General features: G+C 58.6%; 8 protein-coding genes and 1 pseudogene. 3 read left to right on the plus strand and 6 right to left on the minus strand.

Annotated features, from left to right (window positions below):
- Positions 1-2,273 precede the first annotated feature (2,273 nt).
- From GGD62_RS07080 to GGD62_RS07100, 5 genes are all read right to left on the minus strand, one after another.
- Complete coding sequence (locus GGD62_RS07080) at positions 2,274-2,486, minus strand: hypothetical protein (RefSeq protein ID WP_018319114.1); 213 nt, start codon at positions 2,484-2,486, stop codon at positions 2,274-2,276.
- A 3,046-nt stretch (positions 2,487-5,532) separates the two neighbouring features.
- On the minus strand, positions 5,533-7,284 hold the full coding sequence (locus GGD62_RS07085) for an adenylate/guanylate cyclase domain-containing protein (RefSeq protein WP_312014255.1): 1,752 nt from the start codon (positions 7,282-7,284) through the stop codon (positions 5,533-5,535).
- Positions 7,285-7,839: 555 nt separating this feature from the next.
- Positions 7,840-8,451 (minus strand): hypothetical protein, encoded by a 612-nt coding sequence (locus GGD62_RS07090; RefSeq protein WP_312014250.1) that lies wholly within the window; start codon positions 8,449-8,451, stop codon positions 7,840-7,842.
- 288 nt (positions 8,452-8,739) lie between these two features.
- Complete coding sequence (locus tag GGD62_RS07095) at positions 8,740-8,940, minus strand: hypothetical protein (protein ID WP_210317759.1); 201 nt, start codon at positions 8,938-8,940, stop codon at positions 8,740-8,742.
- Positions 8,941-9,069: 129 nt separating this feature from the next.
- Positions 9,070-9,243 (minus strand): hypothetical protein, encoded by a 174-nt coding sequence (locus GGD62_RS07100; protein WP_183707734.1) that lies wholly within the window; start codon positions 9,241-9,243, stop codon positions 9,070-9,072.
- A 304-nt stretch (positions 9,244-9,547) separates the two neighbouring features.
- Here GGD62_RS07100 and GGD62_RS07105 point away from each other — a divergent pair, with 304 nt between their 5' ends.
- The gene (locus GGD62_RS07105) at positions 9,548-9,811 is read left to right on the plus strand and encodes a hypothetical protein (RefSeq protein WP_183707736.1); all 264 of its coding nucleotides are present in this window, start codon (positions 9,548-9,550) and stop codon (positions 9,809-9,811) included.
- A gap of 336 nt (positions 9,812-10,147) precedes the next feature.
- Here the strand turns inward: GGD62_RS07105 and GGD62_RS40740 are convergent.
- Positions 10,148-10,249, minus strand: a pseudogene (locus tag GGD62_RS40740) (DNA ligase); the annotation flags it as partial.
- 2,240 nt (positions 10,250-12,489) lie between these two features.
- On the opposite strand from GGD62_RS40740, the gene GGD62_RS07110 reads away from it, so the two are divergent.
- Positions 12,490-15,507, plus strand: coding sequence for an adenylate/guanylate cyclase domain-containing protein (locus tag GGD62_RS07110; RefSeq protein ID WP_246800006.1), 3,018 nt, complete (start codon positions 12,490-12,492; stop codon positions 15,505-15,507).
- 179 nt (positions 15,508-15,686) lie between these two features.
- Positions 15,687-16,094: a hypothetical protein gene (locus GGD62_RS07115; RefSeq protein ID WP_092258800.1), complete on the plus strand. Its 408-nt coding sequence runs from the start codon at positions 15,687-15,689 to the stop codon at positions 16,092-16,094.
- The last annotated feature ends 324 nt before the right edge of the window (positions 16,095-16,418 follow it).

The following is a 16,418-nucleotide window of genomic DNA, read 5'->3' on the forward strand; positions in this document are numbered from 1 at the left end:
ATGAGGTCTCGTGTCGGGGCCGTGCCTCCAAGGGTCAGCACGCCAGAACAGATCAGCGCACGCGCGCCGACTTCCCGGCACGCATTTGCGATCATCTCAACGGTCTCGGCCGGCCTGTCGACTAGCATGCTGTCGAACCCGAAGTAAATTGGCCGACGGCCGGCGCCGATCCAGGAAACCACGGAATCATCGAAGTCAGTGGCGGATTCCAAGGTCATCGTGCCGACCAACGGCCTCCCCCAGCTCCATTCCGCCTCAAGCCCGGGAAAGAACACCTTGTCATAGGCTTGAATTTCCAAAGCCTTGGACTCGACGATGCCGCGGGCAAGCACGAGTTCTGGTGTGCGGAAGCCCTAGGGCTCGGCGCTGTTCATCATAGGCCGGTCGCAACAGGCGCCAATGCGACCACTCGGCGAGCGACCACAAGGGTTCGACCAGTCTCGGCGGCAATCGAACCGGCAGAATGTGATTGTTCGCCCTGACAGGAAAGTAATGCAGGGCGGCAAACGGTACGCCTCAGCGCTGTGCGAGAAAACTAAGTTCGTAGGCACAACGCCAATCGCGGCAGGCCTTTTTAGCAGCTCCAGCTCTTCTGCACGCTGTGGTGCGACGCGGTACTCCGCCAGCAAAAACGCACTGGAACGCTGAGCTCGTTCGAGTTAAGTCGGGACGAACAGCTCTTATGCGAGTGAGACCCACCACACGAAGCTACGCTAAAGCGCGCGTTACCAGCCGATTGCCTTACTCCCACTCAATTATTTCGGACATCGTATCGTCGTTGATTTGCAAGCACAAATCTTCAAGTCTGACGGACAAATGCCGACGGTATACCCGCCGCATTTTTGGGGTCTTGAATTCACAGAATAATTTGAACCGTTCGCGCTCTGGGCGATTTATCGGAGACATCGGCTGATCAGCACCGACGGCGTGGTCAAGACTGCCGTTACGACCTTGGTTGCGCGTATGTTCAAATACCGTAAGAGATCAGGAGCCCGCCGCTCCGGTCGCTCGATGGTTCGCACCCGCCGTCACTGCCCTAGCGCGACGGCAATGCGACCAGTTGATATGGGCTACCTTCAAGCTTTCGGCTGAGGACCGCGTACCCTCCAATTGCGACAATTGCGACGTACCTACAGAATGATCGCGGAGTGCCAGAATTCTCGATGAACTGAAGATCTGGCTCTCGATGGGGGCCCTTTCCGCGGAAGGGGTGTCTTGTCAACTCTATTGATTGTGCACGGTTTTTTGCGCCGGCGCGAATAAATACTACGGTGTTTACAATGGTCGAGTCAGCACTACCGAAACCGTAGTCTTTGTCGCAGCAGGTGGCCCCTTCCCTGGCCAAAACGGGTGAAGTGCAATTTTGCTGTCTCGACGGCAAGTTGTGTAAGAAAGCGGACTAGTCTCAAGTGCCGCCGGCCCACGCGGCGGGCTTGCTGCACGCGACTGTGATGACTGTTGAGAAATGCCGTGTGAAGTAGTTCACAAGCGGGAGGTATCTCTGCGCGTAGCATGGGCGCTTCCACTGGAGGGAAGCGCAATGAAGTGGAACTTGACAACCTATCGAACGCTCGCGCTGACCATCGCTGTTCTAATGGCCGCTGGTACTACTATGGCCATCGGTACTCCTCGTGGAGTCAATGAACCAATGTTGGGATCCGATTGGCAATGCAGCCGGACCATGCTGCTCGTGACCACGTGCGCACTGAAGGATTGAGCGAAATAGCCGCAGACCCGCGCTCGGCAAAGCTAGCGGGCGATCGTTCACATCTCGGCCCTGATGAATGTCGGCCTAACAATCGGTTAAGGAAGAACCCATAGCCTGTTCCCGTTGACCTGCATCCCGTCACCACATGACGAGGTGGTTCCAGGACGGGGCCGATACCGTGGCAGACCTCAGGGAAAAATTGGACAAACTCCGTGCCGACGCCGCGGATATGGCCCTTATGAGCAGGCGAACCAGCGACTCGCAAAGGCGCGCACTTTTCGAACGCTTGGCAGATGATCTCGCCATAGAGGCTCTCGAACTTGAGCAGGTGGTGAAGCTGCAAAGCCGGCGCTCCGGTCACAGCGACATGGACAAAGTCGTGCCCCTCCAGGCGCGTCCAGATCGTCGCTGACACAATCCCGCTTCCCTTTGTGGGTCACCGCCTCAACTCCCGGCCTCCCGTTCGCAGCTGGCGAGTCTTCATGCTGCAACTGCTCATGGTCTGTCCGGTCTGGTCTGCAGTCCAAACACCTCCGGCTTCCAGGCCGGCGGGTTTTTCAATGGATTAGCCGTCCTGACAGGTGATGCCGAGGCTGTCGCAGGTGAGTGCGAACAGCTCTTTTGACTTAGAATCTTCAAAGCAGAACCTGGTGCCGATCTCCGCTCGGTCGGTCCACCAGCCGGCGTTAGCTCCCTTGGCGATGCGGGCGGCCTCGCCTCGTAACAGGTCCAGTCGTTTCCCGGCGGCACGAACAATCAGGCAATTCTCCTTGGGCATAATCGTCCTCCACGGCAATTTGGATTCCGCAAATTGTCGGTACAGAAAAACCTAGAACTTGCAGCGAGGGAAACAAAGCCGGCCTGCACTAAGGCCGCAGCGATGTTGTCGCTGCGATCTCGCGTGGTCAAAAGACACCGGGTGAAAAGATCTAAGTGAAATATACAGCCAGCCCCGGTGGAATGATCCTATCGCGACATTTCTGGCTCGCAATATGATCCATTTCACATCGGCCGCACCATGCATCAAGGGCCGCCGCCGACGGTTTGCTGGAAGACTACGGTCAGAAGCTTCGCGAATTCAGGCTTCCGATAACCAGTGTGACTAGCCCGCTACATCAACCTGAGCACGAACAGGTTACTTTTTTGAGACAGGTGGGCGTTCGTGCCATTTTGCGCAACCAACGCTACCGTGCCGAAAGCGACCGGCACGCAACTGCCAAAGAGCAGATAGCTTTCACGACCTGTTTGGGCATAGTGGCTTCCTGACCTACAGCCGCCTCTCGTTTCACTGACGTACGAGGTTGGATCGCATGCCGATCAGCATTGTGTAGGCAAGTCGTCGCCAAATCAGGCTCATCAGGACTAGCATGGTGGCCTCCCCGCGTCTGATGTCGTCAACCTACAACCTTGCCTGTTTCCGGACGACTTCGCCGATGGCGTTGAATGGTTTCGTCATCGGCGGTGGCCGCGCCATCCACTGGCAACGCCAACGGGCTGGCTTGGGCGCGCGCCGGTTCAAGCATCAGTCCGCCCAGTGTTCCTTTCTCGAGAAAACGGCGTCGGGCGCATTGCTCAAGAATTCGCCTTGCAATTGTGCCCGTCCACTGTCGTAATGCTATGATTGTCGGAATATTTTCAGTCCATTTGTGTTGAGGCCGTGATGAGTATTTCCGATCGAACTTTCAATGCCGTTTTTGCTCTGCACCAACGTATCGTACTTATCGAATGTCAAATGGCTGAATTAGGTGTCCTGCGAAACCGATTAGCGCAAGCTCAGTTGCGCCGCTCGCGGTCAAGGTCGAGTCGTTCAGCTTCCAAGAAGCTAGGTCGGCGCCGCAGGTGTAGGTAACTCTCCGCGAAACAACCCCGAAGTTTATCTGCCCCTCGTAAGCCCAAGCTATGGGCAATTCGTGAGTCGGGGGGATTCATGGAAGGACAGCCGTTTGAGAGCATGTCTCTCGAAGAGCTTTGGCGACTCCATGCGGTCGTCAATGACATTCTTGCCGCGAGACTCGTAGCCAAGAAGGAAGAGCTTGAACGGCGTTTGGGACTGCTCAAGCGGGAAGACAAGCCTCCCAATTATTAAAATCACCTGATTGACGGGCCCCTGCCCTTCACGCTGACCAGCCTCTGTACGAGCACTCGCAGTGCCGCGCCGATCGTGCGGAACGTGCCGGCGCTGGCCGCAGGAGACGTCCTATAAGCTTTTAGGCGCTCCTGCGGCCCTTCGTCGTTGCTCCGGCGCACTTACCCGCAATTGGATCGGCCGCGGGAGCATTGGGGCTGGTAAACGATCCATGCATGATCGCCGATCCACGACAATCGGCAGAACGCCTGGCGCCGGCGCGGATTACGTCGAAGTGCACAAAGGTCGAGATGCGGATCTCGTAACGGTGGTTTCCCTCATCAAGACGACGGGTGAAGAGCAATTTTGCTGTCTCTACGGCAACTGAGAGAGTGGACTGCTGAGCCCTCCGAGCGCTCTTTTGAGACCGTGAGACAATTCGCCAATCGTGAACCGGCTAGCGTCCACCGTTAGATTCCTCAAGCACGCCGGGCCCGCTCACACGTGCCTATGCAGTCCCCAAAACGCAATAAGCAGAAGGGCCACGGCTCCAATTCCCAGCAGCATGAGAATAGCTTCCAGCATGACGAATCAAGCTCCGCCCGAGACGCAGGCTACACCCCCGTGAGAAATTGTCATCAAAGGCTGAGCCGCGCGCGCAGGTCGAAGGTTCTGCGGTTGGCCCGCGCGCTCAAATCGCGCGCCGGGCGGCTGTCTTTCGCGATCCCGCGTAACGTGCTCCAAGATGAGCGCACCGAGCATCGCAATAGCCACTCGTCGCGAGCTTTCAACGTCCAAAAGATTGGTGCAGAGGGAGACTTGGCGAGACGGAAACTGAAGGCCAAGATGGAATTCGCTGAGCGGAAATTTAGACAGGAGCAGTTGCTTCATGACTATCGGCGCAGAGTGGAATTCGGCGAACCGTTAGCGGGCCTGAGCCGGTCTTCGGCACTTTGCGGACGCGCGTCGCGAGCTCATGAAGCTGTCGAAATTGCTGGCAGTAATATCTCATCCGTTGTCAGTGGATATTCGAAGTCAGGAAGTCTGGGTAAGCCGCGGCCCATCTTCGTAGCTACTCACCGTAGCTATTTGCGCGACGTCCCCGTTGATCTATAGGAAGTCGATGTCTTTTCAGCATCCTGTCGTTGTTGGTGTGGAGGAGCGGATGTCCTGCACGTCAATGCAAGCCGACAATGGCAGCTCCGCGCACAGGCGGAGCTGCTCTGACCCGCCTTGAACTCATCAATTCGAACGATAGCGACACTTGCATGGAAGCGGAGCATGAATTTCAGCTTGCTCCTACCGCGTGAAACTCGAATCCCAGCTAAGCGAAAAACTGGTAGTCAGACGTGTGGGGTCACCGGCTGTGGAGTTTCCTTCAGAGTGATTGTCCATTGTGCCCTTCGATCGCCCAATGGACTTGCCCATGATCGTCCGAAAGCCATTTAGGGTCGCCCGTCTATCGCTTGCACGAGGCCTATGGAATTCCAGCAAATGGCCCATTGCTGAGAGACAACCCGATTGCTGAGAAACAATCCGTGCCGTCCTCGTCTGCCTTTTCCATTCTGAAGTCAGAGGCAATGATGCAGCTGAAAGCCACGCCTCCGGCGACTAACAGGGTCGTTCGCAGCGCCCCGATTATCGCGCGCGCTCTTGGGGATCGGACCGGTGTCTTTGGCGTAGGGAGGTCTGGTATCAAGGGTAGAGCGGACCTGCCGTATGCGAGCGCCGGACCGCCGCTTGTTACCCACATCGGACATCACCCCTCCGGTACTCCGGCGATGTGCAATCCCTTAACCATGCGCTTGGCTCCAGCAACGAACTTTGCATCGCCGCGAAATGGAATATTTCTTAAGCGACGGATAGTAAACGTTGGATCAAGAGCAAGGCCCATTTTCGCGGCCACTTGCGCCTCGTCCAGCCTCCCAAGAAGCGCGAGTGCTGCAGCATACCCGAAATGCAGCAGCGGATAGTTTCGGTTGGCCTCGATTCCTCGCGCACACCAAGCGGCCGCTTCAGCGTCTGCTGCGATCTGCAGCTTCGCAAAGCCCGCCGTATTCATCCATCGGAAGGCGGAGATATCGCGAGGGGAAAGGCGCAGTGCTTCGTTGACGTGGAACTCGGTATCTGCGCCGCAACCCATATAGAATTTAGCTTGACCCATCATCTCGTGAGCGTCAGCCAGATTGCGATCCAGGGCCAAGGCTCGCTCGCACTCAGCCACGCCTTGCGCCGTTCGGTTCGTATAGATGAGCACCATAGCCAAGGTGAAATGTGCCCAGGCATGGTCCGGAGCGAGGCGGAGCGCCCTTAGCACCATGGTCTCTGCCGCGGCCAGATACGAAGGCCCGCTGTCGGTCAGGAATGCCGCGACAAGCGCGGTCTCGACCAACGCGCTCCAGCTCATGGCGTCGACATTTTGTGGATCAGCCGCCAGAGCCCGTTCAAAAGAACTGCGAGCTTCTGTCAAATTCTCGAGCGTTGCTCCCCTACTGCAAGAATAACGGCCCTGGAAATAGAGATCCATGGCATCGGGATTCAACGTTCTTGCTGCGCGACGCGCCTCGGCAACAATGAGTTGGCTATCTAATGTCCGAGCAATCCTGGCTACAATTTCGTCCTGCATGTTGAGCAGATCGGCGATGGGCTTGTCGAAGCGATCGGCCCACAGGTGATTGCCCGTCTTGGCATCGATTAATTGAACATTCACCCGGAGACGATTGTCGCAACGCTGCACCGAACCTTCAAGCGCGTAGCGAACATTCAATTCCCGACCAATCTGCCGGGCATCGACCAATTTGCCTTTGTAGCTAAACGCGGTGTGCTGGCCGATAACAAATGAGCCACTGATGCGCGACAAATCTGTGGTGAGGCTCCCGGTCACACCATCTACAAAGTAGTCCTGCTCCGGATCGCCGCTGAGGTTGGCGAAGGGCAGCACAACGATGGAAAGGCGAGGTGGCGAACCCACGCGTTGAGACGGTGTCGCTGGGCTGAATTGATCCATTACGGCGTAAACTCGAACCAGGCGGCCGATGTTTTTAAATTCCTGTTCGCCGAGATCGGCAAACCTATCGCCGATCTTGCCTTGGACTTGATCGTAAACAGCCGAGGAGATGCAGATGCCGCCGGGAGCTGCGACGCTCTCAAGCCGTGCCGCGATATTGACGCCATCCCCAAAGATGTCGTGGGGTTCGACGATTACATCACCAATATTGACGCCCACCCGAAAAGCGATACGGCTGTCCTCCCGGTCGGCATTGGTAAGTTCGCGGACGCGAGCTTGGAATTGCATCGCAGCCCGAACTGCTTCGACGGCACTTGGAAACTCTGCCAAGAACCCGTCGCCGGTGTTTTTCACGATGCGACCGCCGTGTTCCTCGATTGCGGGCTCGACGCCGCTGGCGAGAAGCGCCATCAGCTTAGCGTGCGTAGCCTCTTCGTCTTCGTGCATAAGTCGTGAATATCCGGACACGTCGGCCGCGAGTATCGCCGATAACCTCCGCTCGATCCGAACTGATCCCCATGGTCGACAGGTCCTCCCGCCGCATTTGTACGCGAGACGACGTGTGCGTCAAATGGTGGGACTACTCCTACGGGCGAATCGAAATGACAGCTGCCCTGACGGATTTGCTGGGACGTCGGCGATTTCGCATTTTGGCCCAACTCGGATCTCTGGTGAGGTCCGATATTGCGCCGCTATCAGGGGCACAGCGGACCTCATACGCGCCCTGACTGCCGTGCGGGTTTAAGCGGACATGCCCTAGCTAGCGCTTAGTCGAAAACACCACGGATTGGTCATCGAATTCACTAGTCGGGAGCATGCCTGCAGCGGATGTTAATTCTCCGATCGCCATCGTGTTCGAGGCGGCACGGTCGGCAGAGGACGAGTGTGACCCAATGGTGGCTGCGGTGGTCGCGGCAGCAACGAGAGCAACAGCTACAAACCCAGTGATCGTACGATGCTTGGTCATAGGAAATCTCCGCTCCCAGCCCCAATGGACGTGGGTCCCGGAATTCCTCCAAAGGTTCAACAATGACGGACGGATAATGAAATTTATAAACGTCAGCGTGGCTGCACAAGATGACGGCCATGAACGGCCTGAGCGTCGATCGCCTCGTGGTGTTGCGGAGGCCGCTGGTGCTTCCGGCGAGCTGTCCGATGTCTGGTGCCGGGGACCTTGTCAGAACTGATCCTGCAACGGCTTGTAAGCCGGATGCTTCGGGTTCTTGACCTTGACCCAGTGCGTGCAACACCCCCGCACTGTAGGCGCGCTCGCGATGCCTGGAAACCATGCCCTCCGGGCCCATCTTGCAAGCGGCCCCGAACGATCTCACCTTGCTCATAGTCCGCAACGAAAATGCCCTCCGGCCTGCGTGCCAGCAGCCGCGCGAGGTTTGCCTTGCGCATCGATAGCGGCAGCTTGCGGTGGTCGTCGCCATCGCTGGCCAGCATGTCGAAGGCGTAGAGCTGCACCTCGTAGTCCTGCTGTCGCGAATGCAGGGCATCGAAGTCGGAGATGCCATCGACACCGAGTACCACCGCCTCGTCATCGATCACAAAGTGGCTCTGCCGCATCTTGCGCGCGACCTTGACGATCCACGGGAAGCGCTTGGTCCAGTCGTACCCGTCCTTGGTTTTCAGGCGCACGCGGTCGCGCTCGCGGATCACCACCATCCGGTAGCCGTCATGCTTGATCCGTGGAGCCAGTCCTTTCCGGTGGGAGCGGATATGCTACGGGTGGGAATACAGGGCTGAAGGACGAGCGCGGGGCACGTTAACCAGCCTTGCGCTTTTTCGCCGCCTTCTTTGCTGGGGTCTTAGCTGCATGACCACGTTTCGCAACAGCCACGAGGAAGGAAACGCTTCCGAACACTGAGGAGGCACTTTCGTGTGATGGAAGAGTACGCGGACGAGCTGCGGCAGATTATCAAGAGTCTCTGCCGCAAAATGAACTGATGCCCCTCAGTCGAGAGCCTCTCTGTTGCTCAGCCGCACGTAGGTGCCGCTCTCGTGCAGTTCGAGCCAGCCGCGCTCGACCGCCAGATTGATGCCAGCGCCGAATTCCGGGCCACTGCCGCCGCGCTGATACATGAACGGCGCGTTGATCTTCTCGATATGGATGCGGCCGTCTTGAACAGGCTCGATGGCGGCGGCGATTTCCATCAGCTCGCGGGCTGCGACTTCGGGATCTGCGTAACGGCGGCTATCAGCATACTTCACAGGCAGGTCGATACGCTGAGTCGTCGCCGTTGACCAATCATGAAGGCGCGGTGTCAGACCTTCGATATGGGACTACTGAGGCCCCTTGTCAGCTAGTTCGCGAGCAGCCAAGCTAAACTCCAGCTCTCTGAGCTGTTCGATCAGCAGTTCTACGATTTCCTCATAGTCGGAGCGCGATAGCGAATCCACGCCGCGCGCTGTCATCTGGTCGTGGAGGATGGCTGCCATCATGGCTTTGACGCTCATGCGCCCTCGTCTGAAAATCGGATCGTCATAAAATCAATCTGAAGTAGATGCCAAAGATTGCGGGTGCGCAACGGCCGTAGAATTACGGACACCACGTAGCCGCGACTAAGTTCGCGTGCAGCACGGGATGCGAGTGGTGTGGAGGCATCAGCCAGACCTTTCCGCTTGGCGAATGCGAACGTTTCGGTCAGATGAACATGATCGATGCACCGCGGAACCGAATTGACTCGACTCCGTCCCATAAAGGGAATTCACTGGTTCCACTGAGAGAACCGCCGGTTGCACTCCAACCAGGAGGAGCCGCATGCTCAGAGAGCCTCATTTCGATACGTATTCAATCCCGGCACGCGTCTGTTTTGCCATTGCGATGTTTGGTGGCGCGTTACTGATCGCCGGAGCGGTTACGAGCGTCTACTTTCTAAAATTGCGGCTTGGAACGGTGGTGCAGCGCATGGCGTTGAGTGTCATTAGAGAGATCGCCATAACGCTCTGGTCCCTAGCCGCCCGCTGCTTGGTGGCGTTCAGCGGCCGCGCTCGTATCCCCACATTAGCAAGTAAGGTCGCCTGAGTTGGCGGCCTCTTTCAATTTGGTTTCTAGACGTAAGGCGGCGTCCAATTCTCCCTGAGAGTGCTCCATGGAGCAGCGGCCCCGCCAACGCTGTTACCAATGGCGAGGCCGCCTGCGCTGCGGGCTCGGGGCTGGAGGGCTTTGAGCCCGAACACCCCTCTAATCTTAACGCTGGCCGCTTGAGGATTATATTACTCGAAATAGGCACCCACATTGGGGGTCCTAATTTGCCAATCCCGATGTCTTAATTAGGACAGCACTCACAGCCGCCGATCGTTTGATTCAGCTCAAGGCTCGCTGTGGCACTCGATCGAACGTCGGTCTGTGAGCAAGCCCGAATTTGTCCTCGAATACCCAATTGGGATCGTCGAACGGTGAACCGGTCAGCGTGGCCAGCATGGGCTGCAGGCGATTAGGCAGGGTTGATTTTCGGGTCATGGCCGGACGACGAAACAACAGAAGGGTGGGAACGAGCAGGATGCATCGTGAGTTCCGCCCGACCGGACCGTGCTCAGCGGATGCGTTTCCATTGGATATCGGGGCGCTGACTTGCGCTTGGCCTTTCTACAAGGCCGGCAGCATCCGAAATGAAGAGGACGGGAGTCGAACCCGCGCGCCGATCAGCCACAATGCTTGAGGCGGCCAGTCGCAGTATTAAAGAAAAGTTGGCTCGCAGGATGTTGCAACGCATCTGGGCCGAGGGGTGCGCCACGGGTCCTTCCGGCTTTTTAGATCGCTCGCGGGTAATTGCACCCCGCTCTCGCGCTAGCCGGAGCACTCCAAAAGTTAGGTTGACACGGTTGACAGAGTTAACGTGACGGTTGACACGTGCTCGCCCCTCACCAGCCGGAGACCAGAATTTCGAGGTTAACGCGGTTAACACGTCGGTTAGAGCTCCTCGCGCAATGCCGCGAAACCGCTGTCGTGCTGAAGGCCGGCTGCTCCATCCTGCTCGCCGGCATCAAGAGCGATCAAAGCGTTCTTCAGCAAGGCTGATTTCGATACCAATGCTTAAATTGACGAAACTCAACTTTGAACTGGTTCACGCCTTCCGCAAGGGCGGCACGCCTGTCTGTAAGCCGCTCATCAAAGGCTTGTCCGAGGGCGATCAAGGACGGTTCGGTGCAATAGAACTTGCGATCAGCCTTATACTCAAATCAGAGCTGCCCAAGAGCTTCCTCAATATGAATCACGTGCTCTGGGTCGTCTGGGATACCAATAGATGCAGGTTGATGCCCTTGCCGTGTTTCGTCGCGGGCGAGATACGAAACTCAATATTCGGAAAGAGAAGGGCCACGTTGCGAAAGCGGCCTGCTCCTTCAGCTGCCTCGCGTGAGCGCAATTTTTGACGGAAAGATAATCTGTTATCCCAAGGGCTGCGATTCGGTGTCCGCTTAATTCCTCCTGACGGGCTAGTCCGGACGCGTGCAACCCGACTCGAGCAGAGCCAGACAACCTGGGCAAGCGATACAAGCCGGCCCTGAGTTCTCCCTGCGGCTGCTCCCACCAGACCAGCTTTTATCGCGGCGACCCTAAGGCGGATTGAGAATGGGCTTCCGCGGACCAGCGAAGCGACGACGTACTCACTTTCCGTCACTTCCGTCAGGTCTCCCCGGTGAGCATTACGAAGATAGGTAATTAGCTTTGCGGCATCGATTATTTGCATCCCACCTAATTAGTGCTTGTCGAAGGGCGAAAGCCCGAGACATCCCCCGGACGCGAGCCCCCCGTGCCCTCGACCAACGCAAAGCTTCGCAAACCCCAGATAGCCCGTTGGTTGGTCAGGATATCCAGCAATCCAGCTAAGAATGCGCATCGGTCGTGGTGCGGCGCACACTTCCCAACCAATGGCATTGCCGCCTATGCGCTCGCGATTTCGGCAGGCCAGCCACATGACCCATTTGACGCAGCTTCCGTGGGACCTCAAGAAGTCGGAGGCCGTAGGTAAGGGCTTATAAGAGCGCCCCAGCAACTTACTCTTTTCAATCGTTGGTAGAAGCGTATATTGTCGCTGGTTGATCCAAGGGAGCCTCCTTATGTTCGGATCAAACCTCTCGCGCCAGGGAATGGTCGACGTCTTGCGGTCGGAATAAGCATGCCCCCGCGACAATCTCGTTAGAGACGTTCAACAGCAGCGCTTGTGCTCGATCCGCTCGAAAGGTAGACGGGCTATATTTCTTGGTCCCATTATATTTATAGGCGTCGGAGAATGTTCGTAATCTATTGAAAGTTAACGGCTCGAATTTCGTCGAACGAAAACGCGCTGGGCTCTCCCGCTATTGCGCCCTGTGCAGGTTCGCTCTCGCGAAGTCCGAAAATGCATCATCTCTTTTCAGCATCGGGGAACGTTGAGAGATTCCGTGATTGCGCTCTGATGCCTAGGCTGCCGATGAACGGCCAATAGAAGACCACACGACCGAGAATCTCCTGAAGGAAACGATGATCACGCCCATGCGCGTCCGTTTTTTCGTTGAAGCCCTCGATGAGTATGCCCAGCCATGCCTACGTGTCCCGTTTGCTCAACCAGCGTCGCCCGCAAGCACCGGTACTGCCCGCAATGCGGCGCCAGCCTCAAAGGTACCGCCGAAAAGCCTTCTCCGCTCCCACCTCCCGGCGGATCGGCTCGCGATCAGTCATCTCTTCGACGACAGCATCGCTCCAGGTCGCGGACAGCGCAGATGTTGACGGAGAACAAGCAGGTGAGCGCCCTGTTCGTCGACGTGTGCGACTCGACCTCCCTGTTGCAGCATGTAGACCCGGAAGAGGCTCGGGAATACCTCGGCAAGGCACTCGACCAACTCGTCGACGCGGTCGAAACCTTTGGAGGCACCATCAGCCAATTGCTCGGGGACGGTCTTGTTGCGTTATTCGGTGCTCCGTTGGCGCAGGAAGATCATGCCTTGCGGGCCTGCATGGCTGGGCTCAAGATGCAGCGGGCCACCATTCCCGGCTACGAAGCGCGCGGCGTCCCCAGCCCCAAGATTCGCATCGGCATCAACTCCGGTGAGGTGCTGGTAGGCATCGTCGGGCAGTACCAGTGGTCACACTACGGGGCGGACGGCAAGACCATCCACATCGCGTCGCGGCTGGAGAAGTTGGCGCCCCCGGGCGGCATACTGATTAGCGCCTCGACGCAACGCCTGGTAGCGCAGCAGATCGACACGCGGCCAGTCGGGGAGCGCACTGTACGAGGATTGGCTGCCCGGATCGAGCTCCATGAAATCGTAGTCGGAACCGAAAGTTCGGCGGCCGCGCCTTTGACGAGAAAGCAGCGATGGGCGCCTCTCGTCGGACGCGAAGGTTCATTGCAGGTGTTGGAGGGGGCCGTCGCGATGGCTCAAAAGGGCGAGATGTGCTTGATCGCACTACGAGGCGATGCGGGGATCGGGAAGTCCCGACTGATCGCCGACTGGACGGGCGCGCTCTTGACCCAGGGTGTGGACGTTTGCATCACCCAGGCTTGGGGGTATGCGAGCACGAGAGCTTACAGCACCGCCGCCGACCTGATCGCGAGCATGATCGGCCTGCCCCGAACTGGCGTGACCGAAGTGAAGCAAATTGCGATGCAGGCCCTGGTCGCGAAGTGGCCCGCCGAAGGTGCAGAGCATCTGGCCGCGGTGAGTGACCTGCTCGGACTGGAAGCGCCAGCAGAAGCATGGCTGGCACTGAATCCGTCACAAAGGCGGCGCCGCATCGGCGACGCCCTGCTGTGGCTCGTCCGCCGTCGTCTGCAGGCAGGCCTTTTCGTGCTGGTGCTCGAGGATGTCTTCCTGGCCGATCGCGAAAGCCAGCGGCTGTTCGAGGCTTTGCTTCCCAAGCTCCAGGGGCTTCGGATCTTGGTCTGTGTCAGCTATCGGCCGGATTTCCAGCATGAATGGGGAAAGGCTCCGTGGTTCGCAGAACATCTGGTCGGCCCCCTGCGAGACGGCGAGATGCTCATCCTCGCCCGTGCTTTGCTCGGCGATGATCCTTCCGCGCGCGACGTGACCAGCGAGCTGATCCGTCGTGCCGACGGCAATCCCTTCTTTCTGGAGCAACTGGTCATCACGTTGATCGATGACGGATCGCTCGAAGGGATCCCGGGCGCATACCGTTTGCGAAGGCCTCTCGGAGAGTTGCGGGTCCCGGGCTCCATCGCCGCCGTGATCAGTGCGCGGGTCGACAGGCTGCCGGACGCCGCGAAGTCGGCACTGGAGGCCGCCAGCGTTCTGGGTGACCCCGTCACGCGGGAACTGATCGCGGACATGCAGGGGGTGAATCTTGCGCGTGCGGAAGAATTGCTAGGTCTTTGCTTCTCATCCGGGTTGCTGACGACACCCGATCAAGAGCGCAGTTCATCCAAGTCGTGCGCGTTCCTGTTCCGTCACGCACTGGTGCGGGATGTCGTGCTCGGAACCCTTACCCGCGGCCGCCTCAAGGCGCTGCACCGACAGGCCTTTCTGGTCTTGCATTCGCAACCAGGTGCTGGCGACGCGGATGCCGCGCCAGCGCTTGCTCATCACGCCTTCAAGGGCGAGGAATGGGAGCATGCCGCAAGATTCGCGGTCAGGTCGATGGTGCGCGCCATCTCGCGCTCAGCCAATCAGGAGGCCCTGCAACTGTTCGAGCTGGGCGTTGAAGCATCCCGTCACGCCGGGGACGAGTCGACGGCACAAGCCCTGGAACTTGCGCTTCGGCTGGAAGCCATCGGCGCCATGATGGCGCTCGGGCAGATCGACGAGATCTTCAAGAACATGGAGCGCGCCGAAGCCATCGCGGCCCAACTGAACGACCAACCCGCACGCGCATCGGTTTCGAACCAAACGGCGTTGTTTCTCTGGATGCGCGGGCGCTTCAACCAAAGTCTGCAACACGCTTCACGAGGGCTGGACGCCGCCCGCCTTGCGCAACGGCGCCACATGATGATGGGGGCGCATCAGACACGCCTGATGAACTTTCACGCGCTCGGGCGGTATACCGAGGCAGCCGCGGAAGCCAGTATCGTGCTCGCCGACTACGAGCCCGAATTGGCCGAGCACTCTGTCCCACCCGGATGGGCTGCCATCCCGATCATCAGCGTGTACTCGTTCTATGCCAGCACGCTGTGGCGTCTCGGCGATCGCGGAGGTGGGCACAAAACTTGCGCGAAGGCCTATGAAATTCTATCGAACGTCAACCACCCGTACTCACGTGTACTGATCGACACTGTCCAGGGGCAAATCTGGATCGAGGAAGGGGAGCTCGACAAGGCGGAAGCTTTGCTCCGCGCGGCTGTGCAGCACTGCTTGACCTACAAGGTGCCGACTACGCTGGCCATGTGCACCGGAGTGCTCGGTAGCGCGCTCGCGCGCAATGGCAAAGCCTTCGAGGCTGCGGCACTGCTCGAAAGGGGCTTCGACGACCGCATCTACGACGCAGCCGGCACCTACGGCAGGACCTTCATGCGGATCGGCCTGGGTGTCGCCTATCGCACCATCGGAAGGCTGGAAGATGCAATCCGTGTCGGACGCAAGGCCGTCGACCAGGCCGACGAAGAGTACGGACACAAGACGGAAGCCCTTTTCGAGTTAGCCGAGACGCTGCGGAGTGCCGGCGATGCGCCAGACGCGGAGGACTGCTTCATTCAGACCTACGAGGCGGCACGTCGGTTGGGAATGCCCTACTACGAGAAGCGTGCGGCAGCAGCCCTCGCGCATCGCCGCTACGACCAAGCATGAGAGCCTCGAACAGCCAACCCGACGCTTTGCCGCCGGGCGTACGCCGCCTCTCCTATGGACTCTTTTGTTGGCTGAATCGTCACATCATCGTCTGCCCGGAATCGGCGCAATGCTTCGGTGTTGGCCTTTCGTGGGCGGATGGTGCGGCGTAGCGGCGCGCCAGCGCCGTCAGAGATGTGATGACGAGGCCACGAAGCTTCTCGAACACCGCCCATGCGCCCAACCTGACTTCCGGCCACTATCTGATCGCCATGGAACCCGGCCCCACCTACGATGCCGACAAGATTTTGCTTGATGCGCGGCTGAACGCATTGAAGCCGACGCTGCCAGAAACTCAGCGACTGGTCACGCATCTGAAAGCGCACGTGACCGGCAAGCCATTCGATCTCATCGAAGACTGTCTGATGTGGATCGTGTTTCGCGCGATGGATCCGCTGTTCGGTTCGGCCACCAACAGGGTGGCGGCGGGCGCGCATGGGAGCGTCCACGATCCCGGACTGAAGAAACAATATCTCACGGAGATCGGGTACGTCGCGGGACAATGGCTGGCCGGCGATTTGGCCCAAACATCGTCCGCTTCGAGCTAAGAGCTTTGGGTCGGGTAAACCGTTGCCTCCCGCAGCAAAGGTCATCTTCGCACGTGGTGGCTGGTTCGAGAGGCGTGTCGCACACTTCGGTGCCTCGCTCATCCTGTACCTCGACCGGACCCTTGGTGAGGTGCCAAGCCTTCGCGGCCGCGTAGGTTCCTACCGCCTCCCCTCCCCCTCGATAGGCATTGCGATCAACACGCTAGCGCCGCTGCCGCGCGGCTCTATTCCTCGCGATCAAGAAGCTGGCGAATGTCGAGAAAAACCGGGTGAGTCCCTCGTCGGCAGCCGTGTTGTCGGGCGGCCCAATGGTCGTGATGCCCC

It is taken from the genome of Bradyrhizobium sp. ERR14 (assembly GCF_014198235.1).
GTDB lineage: Bacteria > Pseudomonadota > Alphaproteobacteria > Rhizobiales > Xanthobacteraceae > Bradyrhizobium.